At 35.4% G+C, this 15688-nt stretch carries 9 protein-coding genes and 1 pseudogene; 1 reads left to right on the plus strand and 9 read right to left on the minus strand.

Annotated elements, in window-relative coordinates; genetic code table 11:
* Window positions 1-110 precede the first annotated feature (110 nt).
* The 5 genes from ACHUE4_RS13620 to ACHUE4_RS13640 form a co-directional block, all read right to left on the minus strand.
* Window positions 111-2840: a DEAD/DEAH box helicase family protein gene (locus ACHUE4_RS13620; RefSeq protein WP_394190951.1), complete on the minus strand. Its 2730-nt coding sequence runs from the start codon at window positions 2838-2840 to the stop codon at window positions 111-113.
* A 2-nt stretch (window positions 2841-2842) separates the two neighbouring features.
* On the minus strand, window positions 2843-4825 hold the full coding sequence (locus ACHUE4_RS13625; RefSeq protein WP_394190953.1) for a DNA methyltransferase: 1983 nt from the start codon (window positions 4823-4825) through the stop codon (window positions 2843-2845).
* A 19-nt stretch (window positions 4826-4844) separates the two neighbouring features.
* The gene (locus tag ACHUE4_RS13630; RefSeq protein ID WP_394190955.1) at window positions 4845-7715 is read right to left on the minus strand and encodes an ATP-dependent helicase; all 2871 of its coding nucleotides are present in this window, start codon (window positions 7713-7715) and stop codon (window positions 4845-4847) included.
* Between the two features lie 533 nt (window positions 7716-8248).
* Window positions 8249-8716, minus strand: a complete 468-nt coding sequence (locus ACHUE4_RS13635) for an excalibur calcium-binding domain-containing protein (protein WP_394190957.1) — start codon at window positions 8714-8716, stop codon at window positions 8249-8251.
* Between the two features lie 99 nt (window positions 8717-8815).
* Window positions 8816-8980, minus strand: coding sequence for a hypothetical protein (locus ACHUE4_RS13640; RefSeq protein WP_394190959.1), 165 nt, complete (start codon window positions 8978-8980; stop codon window positions 8816-8818).
* 1301 nt (window positions 8981-10281) lie between these two features.
* On the opposite strand from ACHUE4_RS13640, the pseudogene ACHUE4_RS13645 reads away from it, so the two are divergent.
* A pseudogene (locus ACHUE4_RS13645) lies at window positions 10282-10619 on the plus strand (DNA topoisomerase III); the annotation flags it as partial.
* Window positions 10620-10692: 73 nt separating this feature from the next.
* Here the strand turns inward: ACHUE4_RS13645 and ACHUE4_RS13650 are convergent.
* From ACHUE4_RS13650 to ACHUE4_RS13665, 4 genes are all read right to left on the minus strand, one after another.
* Window positions 10693-11313, minus strand: coding sequence for a hypothetical protein (locus ACHUE4_RS13650; RefSeq protein WP_394190961.1), 621 nt, complete (start codon window positions 11311-11313; stop codon window positions 10693-10695).
* Window positions 11314-11681: 368 nt separating this feature from the next.
* Window positions 11682-12614, minus strand: a complete 933-nt coding sequence (locus ACHUE4_RS13655; RefSeq protein ID WP_394190963.1) for a hypothetical protein — start codon at window positions 12612-12614, stop codon at window positions 11682-11684.
* Between the two features lie 290 nt (window positions 12615-12904).
* Window positions 12905-13411 (minus strand): phosphoglycerate mutase family protein, encoded by a 507-nt coding sequence (locus ACHUE4_RS13660; RefSeq protein ID WP_394190965.1) that lies wholly within the window; start codon window positions 13409-13411, stop codon window positions 12905-12907.
* Between the two features lie 268 nt (window positions 13412-13679).
* On the minus strand, window positions 13680-15116 hold the full coding sequence (locus ACHUE4_RS13665; protein WP_394190967.1) for a competence protein CoiA: 1437 nt from the start codon (window positions 15114-15116) through the stop codon (window positions 13680-13682).
* Between the last annotated feature and the right edge of the window lie 572 nt (window positions 15117-15688).

Below are 15688 nucleotides of genomic sequence, written 5' to 3' on the forward strand. Positions count from 1 at the left end.
TTATCTCTCCTTCTTCGCTACTTCACGAACCATCGTTTTTGGAATACCTTACTTACGATGAAATTCAATTATTTTTGCTCCGGATTATCTTTGGCAACCATCGTAAAATCCTAGTAGTCATCAAAGAGGGTATCTTGAACATAATGACTAGCTTTAATTTTTACTTCGTCCGAGATATTAAGTGTCGTCCTTAATTCATCGAGAAAAGATTCTTTTGTGCGCTCATGATTGTAAAATGGAAGGCCAACGATACGATAATGATCATCATCTACTAGAAGACCACCTTCATCTTTTTCCTTAATTTTCTTCAGAAAAGCTTGTTTCCATCCCTCTTTACCATTATCGAATTGCCCATTTGAATCTAGAAATTGACTTCCTTTCGGCTCTATAAAGAATTGCCAAGAAACATTACCAGTTTCTGCATCATTTGCAAACATGACAAAGTCGGGCTCAAAAGCATTACCTTTATCAAAACTATATATTTTTATTGATTTCTCATTACGAAGCAAATAGATATCAGTTAGTTTTGTTTCAAGCTCAGACATGTGATGTTTGATGGTTCTAACTACTAATTTTTCCTCGCTTGTACCAAAGTTATCTGTATAAGCATACCAGTCAAGTTTATCGATATCCTCAAAGATTCTGGTTTGAGTTAAGTCTTTTTGAGAAATACCATTCTCCTTGTTGCTATTCGAATCAATAACATACTTGCGTTGTATTCTCTTCTCAAAAACATCTTTAATCTTCACTGCTTTGAATTCCAATGTTCCTTCATACTGTTTCTCAACATTAATGTACTCATCTGCAATAGCCTGCAGAATTGCATTTGAAATAAACAGTTTGTGAACTTGAGAAAGAGTTTTGACATCCTCTTCATCACCAAAGACAATAACAGACACTTTGTTTTGAATTTCTTTCAATAATGCTTCCAATGTTGCTAGTCCGACATAAGATTTATGCAGTTTTTCAAAATTAAAATCTTTATTTTTATGGTTTACTGCTGCTCTTAAAACATTGAGAGTGATTTCTTTTCCGACTTTGAACTTTCGGTTATCTTGCTTTTTCTTAACTTGAAAAACCTCTCTATCTTCTCCTTCAAAGGCTGCAAAGTCGCCCATACCAGAAGTCGGAAGATGTACTTCCAATTCTTCTGGAAGAATGATTTCCCAATCATCCCCGAATAAGGATCCTTGCCCTGTTATAAAGGACGGCTTCTCAACTCGACTGTTGACCCATATGACACCGTTCTTATAAGTGCCGGTTTTCCGGAAGGATCGTTTCAATTTGATTTGCCTTTCAACCATTGATTGGTCATCATAGATTCCGGATTCACGAAGAACTTGCTTCAGCTCTGAAATATACCTCGGGTTGTCTTTCGAATGGTAATGAAGTTGTTCAATCACGCGTAGTTCGGATGCTTCATTATGGTCAAATTTCCGCTTATATTTCATAGCTACATCATTATTGATAACAAATGGATAATAACGAGCTCCACGACCAATAAGTTGCTTCTCTGCATTAGTTGTCGCACCGGGCTTGAATCCAGCTTTCGTCGTCTTCCCATCACGAGTATCGTAAAGACGCACGATATCAAATAGATTTAGTACATCCCATCCTTCGTTCAGCATATCAACGGCAAAGACAGCCCGAATCTCATTTTTAGGATCTTCCAGAGTATTTAATTCAGCCAACTTATCACTCGTCTTATTATCACTATCGATAAGCATTAATCGTTCTTCGCGGAAGTCTTCTTTTAATTCAGCAATTAGGTTCTCGTGAGTAATGCCATTTTCATCAAAAAAGTCAAACGCCTGTGTCAAAATACCATCAAGATTCGTTGCGGATTGTTTTTGTTGTTCAATTTGATCAGCCGTTAGTGCATCCAAAATTTCAAGGAAATCAGACAGATTCTCTGCACTTTCTGTCTTCTTTTGTGATTTAAGTAGAATTAGTGGCTTTAAGTTAATCCCATTTTTTAATGCGACTTTCTTTCTGAATTGACTGATGATTATTGCTTGAAGCATACGCACATCAACTTCATTATTTACCAGGTGGAACAGAACATCTTTACTATAACCATCTAATCGAAAATCTTTCAAATCATATTTATACAGTAATTGCTTTCTGTACTTCGCTGCAATGTCAGCATCTGATAAATCTATCGTTGCAGTGAACTCAAAAAGAGAAGAGTTTTTTGCATTTCTTTGAATATTGTCAACTGTCGCAGTCCAACTGGTATTATCCTTTTTCTCATCCGCATTGAGTCCGGCATTCAAATGATGTGCTTCGTCGGCGAGCATTACAACGGAAATGTCCTCGAACTGTTCATAAGAGAGGCGATTTTCACGAGGTGTATTCAAGTCGATGTGCAGTTGCTGGATAGTTGTAAATAAGAGGTTAATTGTATCCTCGTTCGAATCTGAAAAATCTGTAACTTCCCGAATTTCTACCAACTCATCAGCAATCATTATGGAATCAGCAAACAAATATTTCTCTGAAGTTGAATCGAGAAAGTTAGCTCGCGTTTTTTCGATAATGTTAGAGTTATTTACAAAGAACAGAAAGTTTCTTTCGCCCTGCTTGTATTTCTCCAAAATGATTGCAGCCATCATCATCGTTTTACCTGATCCAGTTGCCATATTAAAGAGCAATTGTTCGGGGTAGGTTCGGTTTTGTTCATCCCTATGCTCATAGTTCAAATAGCGACCAATACCTTCTAATTGATACTCGCGCAACTCATGCCGCAGATTTTCAGATATATATTTAGGAACTTGATTCTTAAAATAGTTGGCAAAAATTCCTAGCCCTCCATCATATTTTTCGTATAAGAATTGTTCCATATCTACTCACCCCCACCATAGAATTGACGGTTCAACACTTTATCTTCATCACTAATCCCGTACGACTGATCCTCAATATCAGAATAATTCACATACAAGTTATTATTATCGATAATTTCTCGAAGTAATTGCTTTTGTTCTGCAAATGATAGTTTTTCAAACTCCGAAGACTTCATTTTCTTAGGATCAACTCGATATGAAATAAAAGATGATTTCTTCGCTAATTCAAACAGTTCAAGTAGCTCGCTATTATCGCTCGCTTCCTCAATTCTATCGACAAATTCTTTAGCATCATTTTTAATTTCAAAGTATACAAATGAACCTCCTCCAGTCCATCCTTGTATTTTAGAAATGCCACTTTGGTCTCCGTTTATAACTGATTCTAGTCGAGGGATAGCAAGTTCATCAATATAGTCTAATTGCTCAACACCAATGTATCTTCGTCCAAGTTTATGGGCAACCGCACAAGTTGTACCACTTCCTAAAAAGAAATCCATAACTATATCATTCTCAGAATCAGTACCCATCTCAATAATCCGCTTAAGAAGTTTCTCAGGTTTTTTGCCACCTTTTAGAACTACTCCTCCTTCAGATGCGATCCCTTCATATGGTGTGTCAGTCCACATGTTTGTTGCTTGGACACTAGGTACCATTTCACCATTTATATATCTAATTTTTTTCTTATAAAACGCCAGTTCTTGCCCTTTATTTACATACACATCATATTGGCCTTCTCTTCTCACTAAAAAGATTTCGTGGGGACTTAACTTAGATTCATCTCTTACTTTTTTGATTTGTGCTCCTGCTTTATTACTAATTGCGACTGGCCGAAATACTTTATCTGGATTCTTCAAAGCATATTCCGCCATCAACCCCAAAATTAACTTGCCATCGTATTTTTTCTTGAAATTTTCTAATGTCAAACCTAAGTCATTAGCTATTACTTCTTTAATATCAACGATGTTCCAATTCTTAAAATCCTCATCAATATTCGTTACAACCCATTTGTAGTTTGCATCGTAGTCGGCTTCAACATATTGGCGATTATACGTCCACTTGGATTTATTTTTTGCAAAGCCAATAATATATTCTGCAGTTTCAAAGACTCCAGGATTCACACTCTGAAAACCTGAAGGTGATTTTGTTTTTACTGTAATCTTATTAATAAAGTTGTTGGTTGTTGGAGTGTTAAAAATCTCTTTCATCAACAAATGTAATTCTGCAACACCATCATCACTAATTTGAGCAAAAATTGCACCATCCTCTGCTAATAACTGTTTTGCGAGTTCTAGACGATTTTTCATAAAAACCAGCCATGTTGATAATTTGAAATTTGAATTGTATCGAAAAGTATCCTCAGACTTATTGGCGTTAAAATAATACGGTGGATCGATATAAATCAATTTAATTTTTCCTGCGAATTTTTCTTTTAAACTGGAAAGAGCTAAAAGGTTGTTGCCTTTTATTATTAGGTTTTCATCCCCTGAAATTTTTTCTAATTTTGAAACACCAGTCGAATCATGGAGAACAAAATTTGAAAAAGCTTTTGGTTCCATCAACCTGGTCACCTCTGTTGGTGACAAAACTTCATTGAAAAATAATTCATCTCGCTTCGCATCTTCCTTGTGTTGCCCACCTTCAAGAATACAATCCTTGTAAGGCCAGTTAAGGACGATTTGTTTATTTTGTGAAAGTAAATCTACCTCCCCCATATTTGCTAGTCCGATTTTTTGTTTATAAATTGTATAGCTGTCAGGTAAAAATGCCTTGTTATTCAAGAACTGAAGAAAAACTTCCAGTTTAAAAATAAGTCCTCCCTCAGTTAAAGCAAAAAAGTGACACTTAATCTTTTCGTTTGATTGAAGTGCATTCAATAGGCCAGCATCGTAATTTCGCGCAAGCTGGCCCACCAAGTTTTTGTTAAGCGTCCCCTCTACAACATATTCTTCCTGCGAAAGCAGTAAATTTTGTAATTCTTTATTCACGAGAAAATCCCCCCTGGTATCATTTTGGTTTAATTCTGTTGCAATAGAATCGCATATCACACTCACGACAAACAGAATAATTTGTCGTTCGTTGACTAAATTCTTTTTTTTCAATCTTATGAACCACATCCGTGAATTCCTCAATCATCTTATCGATTTGTTGGTTATCTTTTTCAAATTCTATAATCGGGTTTTCGTAAGCGCTTGGATAGTAGAGCTTTAATTTTGAAACAGTGACATTTTCCTTATCTTCGACAAGCCTTGCGTAGACTTGAAGTTGTTTCTCATAGTTGATGAGCAATTCATCACCTGGTTCAGGTTTATTCCCAGTTTTAAAGTCCACAATTTCCACAGTATCGCCTTTTCCTTTAATCATATCAACCTGACCATTCAAGATGAAATCCTTCATAGGATAGCTTAACTGTACTTCAGCTTTCCTGATATTTTTCCAAAGGTCTTCAGAATTTTCAAAGTAATTTTTGACATGCTTAAGTGCGGCATTTCTTGAACTCGGTGCTAGATAACTATGTTCACTCAGCACAAGGCTCTGGTAGTTGTTATTAAACCAAGTTTCAAGATTACTAGGGATAGATACTACTTCATCCCGAAGTATCGCATCATGAATATCCTCAATTGTCTGATGCACTAGAGATCCAAAAAGTGTAGAACCGACACGTATCTCAGAGAACCCTAGTTCACGAAACATTTTATATTCAATTGAGCACCTTTCATATTTAGAAATGTCAGATGTGAAAGCGTAAGACTGCTTCAAATCTGATGCCTTAACTGGTTTAAAATCAAACTCTTCAAATGAGTAGTGATGTTCATAATAGTCTTCTAGGTCATTAAAAGCTTTCTTAAACATTGTACCCGGCATCGGCCAAGCGCCACGTGCACGAATTGGTGTAGTAAGAATAAGTAATTCTTCTGCCCGTGAGTACGCGACATAATAACGTCTCCAGAAGTCAAAAAACTTAATCCTATCAGTTGGCTCAAACGATTTACGATGAGAATAAGCATCGTATACTTGTTCTAGAATTCCTTGATTGTCATCTGCTGGCCTATCATATAGAGAATCAGTGAAAACGATTGGAAACTCCATGCCTTTAGATTGATGAATCGTCATAAATGAAACGCAACCACTCGGAGCATATTCTGATTCATCTTGGTATTCTTCAATGCCACCACCACCATGATTGCTTCCAAAAAGGAATCTAAAATACGTTTCAAATAGCTTAGAAACGATCTGATCCTTCTTAACATCAGAGATGACATCAACATTTTCACTCGCTTCATATTTTGCAAGTACGTTTGTTAAAATGGCGAGATTTCGTATTGCCCTTTGATCAGCTACCCCGGAGGCCAAATCAGTATCAATAATCTTTCGGAAGTAATTGAAGCTAAACAGTTGATACAACAGTTGTGTGAATGCGTAATCCGTGTTTCCAACAAGTTTATCCAGCTCATCTTCTCTATAACTAACCCAATCTTCTAAATCTTGATCATCATCCATTAGTTGCTCGGCAAAGTCCAAGCACCGGTCATAATAATCAGTTAACTTTTCAAGATATTCTTCAGGTCTATCAACTAACTCATCCGAATAGTCACCAAAAATTGAAAGCAATAAACCAATCGACGCCATTATTTCTTCACGCTCGAAGAACATTTTTGACCTTGGAGAATAAACTGGAATTCCTTTGCCTTCAAGGTAGTTCGCAAGTTCCTGAGTCTCTTTCTTCGTCACAGAACGGAATAAAAAAGCAATCTGATTATAGTTACTTATGTATCCTTTATCTGATAGCATCTTGATGAATTTATAAATTCTTTCATGCCACTGTTCAGTCGACTCTCCGGCAATTTTTATTACAGGGGGTGTCAACTCTTTGTGGTTTTTCCCAGGACTAGGTAAAATTGTTTTATCAATTCGAAACTCATCCCACGGAAAGTGAGTCTCTGAATACTCCTTCATCCACCTATTATAGAACTCGATTATCTCAGGGGCCGAACGGTAATTGATAGAAAGGTGGATAACGCTGCACTCACCTTTTTTAAATTTATTTTCAAACTCCAGTATATTTCGAATCGTAGCGCCTCGAAAACGATACATTGATTGGTCATCGTCACCAACCACACATATATTATTTGTTTTAGATAGTAAAAAGATCAATTGTTCTTGAATTGAATTGGTATCTTGATACTCATCAATCATCATATATTGAAAAATGTCTTGATATTTTTTCAGAATTTCCGGATTTTCACTGAGTAACTGATAGGCAGTCAGCTGAATCGTCGCAAAATCCAGTCTATTTTTCTCTTGCAATAGTTCATCGTATTTTTGTTTGATTTCACCTAAAGCAACTATTTGTGGATTTGGATCCGTAAGTAATCGCTCAGGGTTTATTTTTTCTTCCGATAAGCCGTTAACTAGATTTGCTATTTTACTGACATTTCTCCATACACCTGAGGTTTCACTGATTAGATCATTAAAGTGTGGCAAATGTCTAAAATCATAATAATATCGCTGGTAGATGAAGTACTTTTGGTCAAAATCATCCATTAAAGTGAAGTTTTTCTTCAAAGTCGGGATAAACGCTAAGTTATCCCTTACAATTCTTAGACAAATTGAGTGGAAAGTTCCAATATAAACATCATTCAAATCAAAGTCAGGAATTACAGATGAAATACGCGTAACGATTTCCTTTGCCGCTTTTTCCGTAAAAGTAGCCATTAAGATATTCTCTGGTTTGACGCGATGATTATTCACCATATTGGCATATCGTTTAACTAGCGTGGCCGTCTTACCTGTACCGGGTCCGGCCGAAATCAATACTGGTCCATCTATCGTATCAATTGCCTTTTGTTGGTCACTGTTAGGAGTTACTTTTGCCATAACAACATCTTCTCCAATTTATTATTTAGTCTTTTATAATTGATACTTCGTCGCCGATGTCCTCCCTCAGATTAAGACATCACAAGTTACTCAATGGACACAGACTTATTTTCTACCATTTTTGCGAGGACGATGCTACCTACTTTCGCAGCGTCTTACAATTCATTTTTACTCATGTTTTTATCGATAATTAGAGTTCCATCACCCTACTCTATCTGCCATTTTCCCAAAATTTCTTTTCAAAACCTAATTCTACTGTTACCGTGTTGTTTCCTCTGTGTGCTATATCTTACATGTGCTTATTATATCAGTTAATTTGAACTAAGAACCCTCCGATAACAAATTACACCATTTTTAACAGTTACATTCATACTCTATGTAAGGGTAATTCGGTATTGTCACAACCTATTTTGATACGAAGATATTGAAAAATAATAACAGCACAGTTTATTAAACTGTGCTGTTATTATTTCGGGTGTAATATAAGCACACGTTAACAAAATATATAAAAGCTGTGTGCTTACCTACTAGTTTCAATCTCCGTACCATGGTTCACAACCTACTCCATCCCCATCTCGGTCAAGTCCAGGATGGTAGCCTGGGTCATCTTCGTATACAGGCTCAGCTCCATATTCCCTTGCTTCGTCACAGTTTTGGTAAAATACAGGAACTCCCCGGTCATTTCCATGTACAGGTTCTATCTCTCCACCAAACAATGGAACTAACAAAATGATTAATACTCCTGCCCACTGTGCTACGAGTGAACCCAAAGTCATGGCAATTATATCATCTCCTTTAAAGCTTGGATCTTCCATTACTTCAGAGAGTAGATAGTACCAATAGCCGAAATAAACGACCACGCTTACCAAAATGCTTACAATTAACTGTAGGAAGTTGGAGTGAACGTCCCCCACTATCCCAGTTTCAAAACCAATGTTGCACAGGGCTGAAGCAATACATGCTGCCCAAAATGATTGCATTGAAAAATCTGGTCTTTTCATTTATATTTTTTCTCCTCTGTTAGTCCAACTGGTCCATTTAATTTCTCTTTTTCGTTTGAAATCAATATATCGTTCAAGAGCAAGGACATAATGATTTTTTTAATTAGGAAATTCTTTTTCAACAGCTGCTTTCAAAATAGGAGTCATCTCATTTTCCTCCTTATAAATACCTCTATTGACAATTCTGTTGAAAGGACCGACATAGTCTTTGGCAGAACTTTCACTTAAACAATATTCCTGTATTAAAAAGTCCATAAATTTCATCTAGCTATCCCCTTTAATTTCTTCCACGTTTCTCATAATCAGCTTTCCGTTAAACAAAAACAAGTCACTGCCCTATACAAAACGCCTATCGTATATTTGATAGATACTACAATCTACATCCTTCAATCCTATTAAAGATTTTACCAATATAAGTAATGTTACCCGCCTTATTATAACTAGTTCGACATTCTTTCGTTTATTACCTGTTTAATTGTATGGAGGTGTTTTGAATCGAATGTAACGTTTTCCTATAAGTGTTACATTCAATTGAAATCTACAGCACATTTATCTATCTTTAAACCAGTTCCATCAGTAGAACTCACTTCAAAATCATTAATTAAGACATTCTCCTAATGTCTCAACTTATTGACATTGAAGATTAATACGCTACTACTTTCCCGAAAAACCTCCTACATTTGTTGATGTAACCTTTGAAGAACGATTGATTAAAGTTTCACGAGAATCTTCTTTTCTATAAACAAACCTCGTATTTTGAACAAAGTTTGATCAAAATACGAGGTTTTACCAGTTCACTTCTATTCATTTTAATAAAAAGATTAATTATTTCGGGAAGCGAATATTTAACTCAAGCACCCGTTAGCCATTCATGTAGCAAAAATAATAGCTACACCACAGACCATGAAAGAATATTACGTTCTTTCATGGGAGTTGAAGAACAATAGGCTGAATTGAACTCCACGTTCCTATTGTTCAGGACAAAAACCTGATATGTCTCCTATGGGACAGCGGCAACATTACAACTTTTCCTTTAATAAGTCCGCTATATAAAAGAGAATGGAGATTAAAACTGAAAGTAAGATAACAATGATGGTCCCAAAAATATAAAGCGGTGGTTCATAAGGAATGTCACTTGAAAAGAAACTTCCTAAAGCCAAAAACAAGAAAAAACTAACCATAATAATTAAGATAACGATACTTATATATTTCCCCAACATTCACACCCCGTTTCAAGTTTTCTTCTACTAACCTGCGTTAGTTTAAGTGTCCTCTCGCAATGAACAATTACCTATATTTTACCATATATATTAAGCAGCTACTCAAAAAACTTTGGTTCAATAAAAAGAGAGTTGCCTAAGCAACCCTATGATCTTTACTAAGCACCCGTTAGTTCACTTATTTGTTTTTCCTCGAAACAAGCCTTCTTCATAAACGCCATCTTTCCAATAAATATTTACTTCATTATCATAGGCTTCAATTTTAAGAGGGTCTGGCTTACCACTGTCAGCTATTTCTAAAGCATCAAATGTTGCATACCATATTCTTTTCCCTTCGTTTGTTTCAATAGCTGTCCGGATTGTGGTAAACCCATGCTAGAAGTAAATGGTAAAAATGTCAGGATCGTGAGTGTGGTCACCGTAAAAATGTCGCAAGAGTTCCAAATGCTCAATGTCCACAATGCTAGAAAAAACTTGAGCTTCGAGGTTAGGGTGAGGGACAAATCTTCACTTGTAAATGTGGCTATCGTGAAAAACTATCCTCCTTCGAACGCGGGAAAAAAGGGCAAACAAAAAACGTCTCTAAACAAGACGTTTCGAGATATATGAAGCAACAAGATAAGCAGGAAGAGCCAGTTAACAACTCATTAGCAGAAGCATTGAAAAAGCTTAATCTAAATTAATAATCTTCGGAATTATATTAAGCCGATTTTAGATGAATCGGCTTAATATTCTCATTAAAACTAGTTCTAAGAACTACTCATTCATTTCTAATATTTTTTCTGCTAATTTAGGTTCTAATATATTTATTGTAAACTGAGTTACTAAATTTATGAATCCATCAAGCTGGTGAGAGAGCGCTGGTTCATTAGGATTATTCATATAATTATTAAAACTATTCTTATCACTGTAACCACTTCTGATTTCAGAAATAAAATCCCCAAGTTGCTTATTGAACTTATTCACATGTAAAGAAGTATCTTCTACATATAACGATAATCTACTCATTTTAAAACTAGCTTTAGTAAAAATATGAATCCACTCATAAAATTCCGTTTTGAGTTTTTTTATCTCATCTTTGTAAATCAATTCTTCTTCCTTTGTATATACATCGGTTCCACCATATAATATATGGCTATAAGTAATATATCTTGTAAAATCGTTTGTACATTTAGTTACTGAATCCATGGTCTCCTCGATTAGCTCATAAAATTCTTCGATTTTTTCCACCTGATTATGAAAATGATATTGTTTCATCTCCCTTTTTAAAGCATTATTATGTTCTTCTCTTATAGAATCCAATTGAATTTTACGTTGTTCTTTCACCTGTATATTGGTTACTAAATATACTATGGCTGCACCAATTAATGCACCCAAATAACTCCCCCAGAAAGCAATCCAGGAATCAGTGGATCCCTTAGCAAAACTAAAGAAAGAAAGATTAATTAAAAAGGACATTAATATGGGCGGTATTAATAGTGATATAAGTATAGTTATTTTTTTCATTCCGCAAACACTTCCAATCATAAAGGTATATTGCTGTACCACCTTCAAAAAAAACATTTAAGTAAATATACTTTTGTAGAGATATTTCTTACTGTAGGAAATTCCTTTTCAAGAAAAATTCCTATCTGGTCTAAAGATATTAATTGGTACTCATTAGGTCTCAGTATTCGGCTATTAAAACTCCCTATAGTTGAATAACAACTTATCCTTCAACCATTTTTAAATAATTGTTTATATAATTACGGAATATGTATATAAAATCCTTGGTCTGTCATTACAGGGTATATCCCAAACGCATTCCATGTTTTTTCCACTACAACCGATACCGGTTCAAAATCAGACATTCTAGTCCACTTCGGATAAGTATTGTATATCTCAGCCAATGCATCCCAAAGGTTTTTCCAAGAGTCCCCAAAATAACTTTCCTTAAACAATTCATCTTTTAGGCTAACGACCATATCCTCCGGCAGCCACTTTGAACCGTGGATGTTCCCTATGACCGTAGCAGCCATTTTAATAAGAAAATAAACACTTTCCTCAAATTGGGGGAAAAATTTCCCCATATCACCATGGAACCGATATTGCATGATTTCCTTTCTAATCTTTTCTTTTGTATCCTCAACCACATCTACTAAAAACGGAATCAAAAGGTCTGAATCCTCCGGTAATGTCGGGGCAGATGTCCGGAGGGCAAAATATTCAGACCAGGCCCCCCATGCGTGATCATATAGCCGGGTGGATAGTTCAGTATCACCCAAGAGCTGAGATTCAGCGCTGAATATATTCATCTTATTGAAATCATCATGTACATGGCAAAGCTCGTGGTGGATGGTATTAATAGAAAATTGCTGTGTTTCTTCTCCATATAATCCACCAACAATATGCTTGTCCAAGAATATGGTGCATCGTTTTTTACCATTAACCTTGTAATCCAACACCTTAGCGTAAGCCTTCGCGTGTTCATTATGAGTAAAACCCTCTAAAAGATGATGTTTCCTTTGAAATAAGATTAATTCCTTTTCGAAATCATCAGGTACGACAAAGCTCTCAAGCAAGGACAAATCCAGCTGTGAAAGCTCTTGGAGTTGCAATATTAGAGTTTTTAGCCTCTCTTTTAACTGTTGGATTCCTTCTTCATTTATTTCAAAGAACTTATTAATAACAATTTCCATTAGATCATCCCCCCTGAAACTAATTTTACAATATTTTATAAGGACGGTTAATTTTAAACAGTCTGTTGTAACCAGAAATATATGTGAATTAATTTCAAAAGCCTTTTTTTACTTCAGATAAGAAAAGAGTTCCTAAATATTCTAAACTTCTTCTACTAACCTGCTGCGTTAGTTCAACAAGCATATGGCTTTACCTCTAATTGAAGTAAAACACACGTTAGTTCAACAACTAATTTCAAAGTATCCAGTTTCGTGGGGAAAATCACTTCGGGATAAACTTTGACCTAAAATCAATTGACGATAAGAAGTGATTGTCCCATCGTGAGAAACAATATAAATTTTTTCGTTTTTGACAGTTTACAGACCTCAATAAACTCTTCTGCAATTTTCACAAATTCACTATCCGAAATAACGTTGATACCTGAAGACCAAAAATCAAGAGAAGCATTCATATCAATTTCGAAAGTAGGATAATCTTTTATTATTATTTCTAAATCCATTGTTTCATCACAAGGCAATGTCTTTTTGCGTGGAAGAATAGGAAACATTCGTGGAGAGACAAATGGACTTACAATCTTACGACAATCTATAGTCTCACTCCAAATAAATGCTGTTTGAAGCGATCTTCTAATAAGACTTATAAAAACAATTTCAGTATTAGTTAAAGGGAATTTATTTCTTAACAATTCCGCTTGTTTCACCCCATTAGGCTTTAATGAAGGGTCTTTTAATTGTAAACTTCTTGGTACATCCATAGTATGTTCTCCTTGACCGTGACGAATAAATACCAACTCCATTTAATCATCCCTTCATAAAGAATTTCTCTTGTTAACTCAACTAACCTGCTGCGTTAGTACAATAAGTTCAACAAAAAATGCGTTAATCCTTCTTGGATCAACGCACCCGTTAGTGTTAAATCATAAACCTGTCCATTGTATTGTACTTGAACCTCCAAGGAGTCTTCCATTCTGACCTTTTGTTGCTAACAAGGGAATCCACCATTTCTCAATTGACACAATAGGTAGCCCTGTAGATGAGCAAGGTTTTTCTGCGCCAAATATTAAACTATATCCATTTGTTTTTTTCAAAATGTGCTCCAATATACTTTTTAGCCCTTTTTTCCATTTTAAATAGCAAGTCTACAATAAAAGGTTTATCCACTTCCTCCGGATAAAGTATCCCATTGGATATAGCAACTTCAATCGATTTTTTCATACCACTTCTAATTCCCATAAACCGTAGGAAGTACTGGCTCGCTTCTTCTAAAGAAACCTGGTTCTTGAATTGATCTCTCCAAATGTCTTGCTCAATAACGCCAATCTTTTTTAAGTAGCGATTCTGCATGTAGTACGGGACTTGTTTTCCATCTAACAAAAGTTTCACTTCTTTTTCCCGTTCTTTTTCAGTCATGAAATAGTCGTCGTAGATGAGAATCAATGAATGAAACATCATTCCAAGATAGACAGGATTAGCTGCAAATTCGATTTCTTTGCTTTGTCTTTTCGTTAGAAGCTCTTCCCATCTAGCTGTATAAACACCGGTGACAATCATCGGCAGAACTTCTTCTGTCGGATTCGAAGGTCGATGATTCCAACGGACATCCAAATTTAAATGTTCCATTTCCAAAGGAATTAGGTTGTGCAAATACATTGGAATAGACAAGTACATTTCTCCATTAACCTGATAATACGTCTTATTGAGTTTATTGGCATAAACCATTTCCTTTACCGGATAAGTTAATGCCATGCCTTCATAATATTCATTATCCTTTGATTCTCTTACTTTGAGATAGTCCTCTAAAGCATACGGCTCTCCCCATCGGTTAAAACATACCTCATTTAAAAGGCATTGATAAACATCGTTCTTTATAAAAGAATTTTGATTTAATTGTTCCAGTCCCCTATAGATTGTTACTTCCTCGTTATCAGGATTAAAAGTAATCAAGGATTCCATTTTAAAAAAATCTGCGAATCTCAATTCTTGAGCAGCATTCAATAAGTTCACGGTCACTAAATTATCACTTCGTACCAAGTTTTCGCCTGCAATCCAGATGTCATTGATGTTTAAGCTTCTATAAAGGGCTCTTCTTCTCTGAATGTCTTGGATGGGAATGTTGGACCGCTGGTACTCAATCACCCACCTTTCGCCCGTTTTGAATTGGATGAAGATATCAGCAATTTGTTTTGTTTCCGGTATAAAATGTTCGATATCTATGATTTCTAATTTGCATGCGAATACTTCTTTAAAGTAATTGAAAAGCTTAATTTTCCCTGCGTTATGCTCTTCACTCTCCCCTAAACCATAGGTACAGTCTTTTTTGCTTTTGTGTTTAAAATGAGGAATCTTTTTGGTGGGAATTGCCCAATGAAGCCCTACAGCTTCTTTACATTGTGGGCAAACAAAATCGTTTTTCTGTAGGTCGTGTTTTAAATACTCCCTGCTCTCTTTCCACACTTTTTCAATTAAATTTACCTGTCGATTTCTTAAAAGGGCTTTTTGCATTTTTCTTACCCCACCTTATTTCTGTATGAATTACTACATTTACTAACTTGTGATTGTTGTATTCTGTCTTCCAAAAACGACTGTGCTTTGATTAGCCAATTCCCCTATTTCTTTTAAGTATGTATCTGTGTAGTAAGGAATCACTTCTAGATGAATGAGCTAGAAAATGGCTGTTCCCCCCTATCGAGAATGCGTATCTTTATCGCTTCTTTACTAGAGATTCAGAGATACCAAAATCACACTCCAAAACGTCTTTTTAATCGCAATCCACTCTAATAAAATCTTTTAGTTTAACATACATTATAAATTATTAATTTACAATATACTCCATTTTTTGAATTGGAATTATCATTAATTAATTTTATAATAGAAGGAAGTTAAAATTGTAACTAACGCTATGACTTGTAAGTACGACCAGAAACAACGTACTTCTTCTCGCTTACAAATTCCTCTTCCTTTCTTAAAGGTGATTACATTTATATCTAAAATAGCTGTATTTTTTATCGTTCGGCTTATTTTAGGAGGCAATTAGGAAGCGAGATAGTAAATATCCGGTCTTGTCATAACTAATG

This window comes from Paenisporosarcina quisquiliarum (assembly GCF_043641925.1).
Taxonomy (GTDB): domain Bacteria; phylum Bacillota; class Bacilli; order Bacillales_A; family Planococcaceae; genus Paenisporosarcina; species Paenisporosarcina quisquiliarum_A.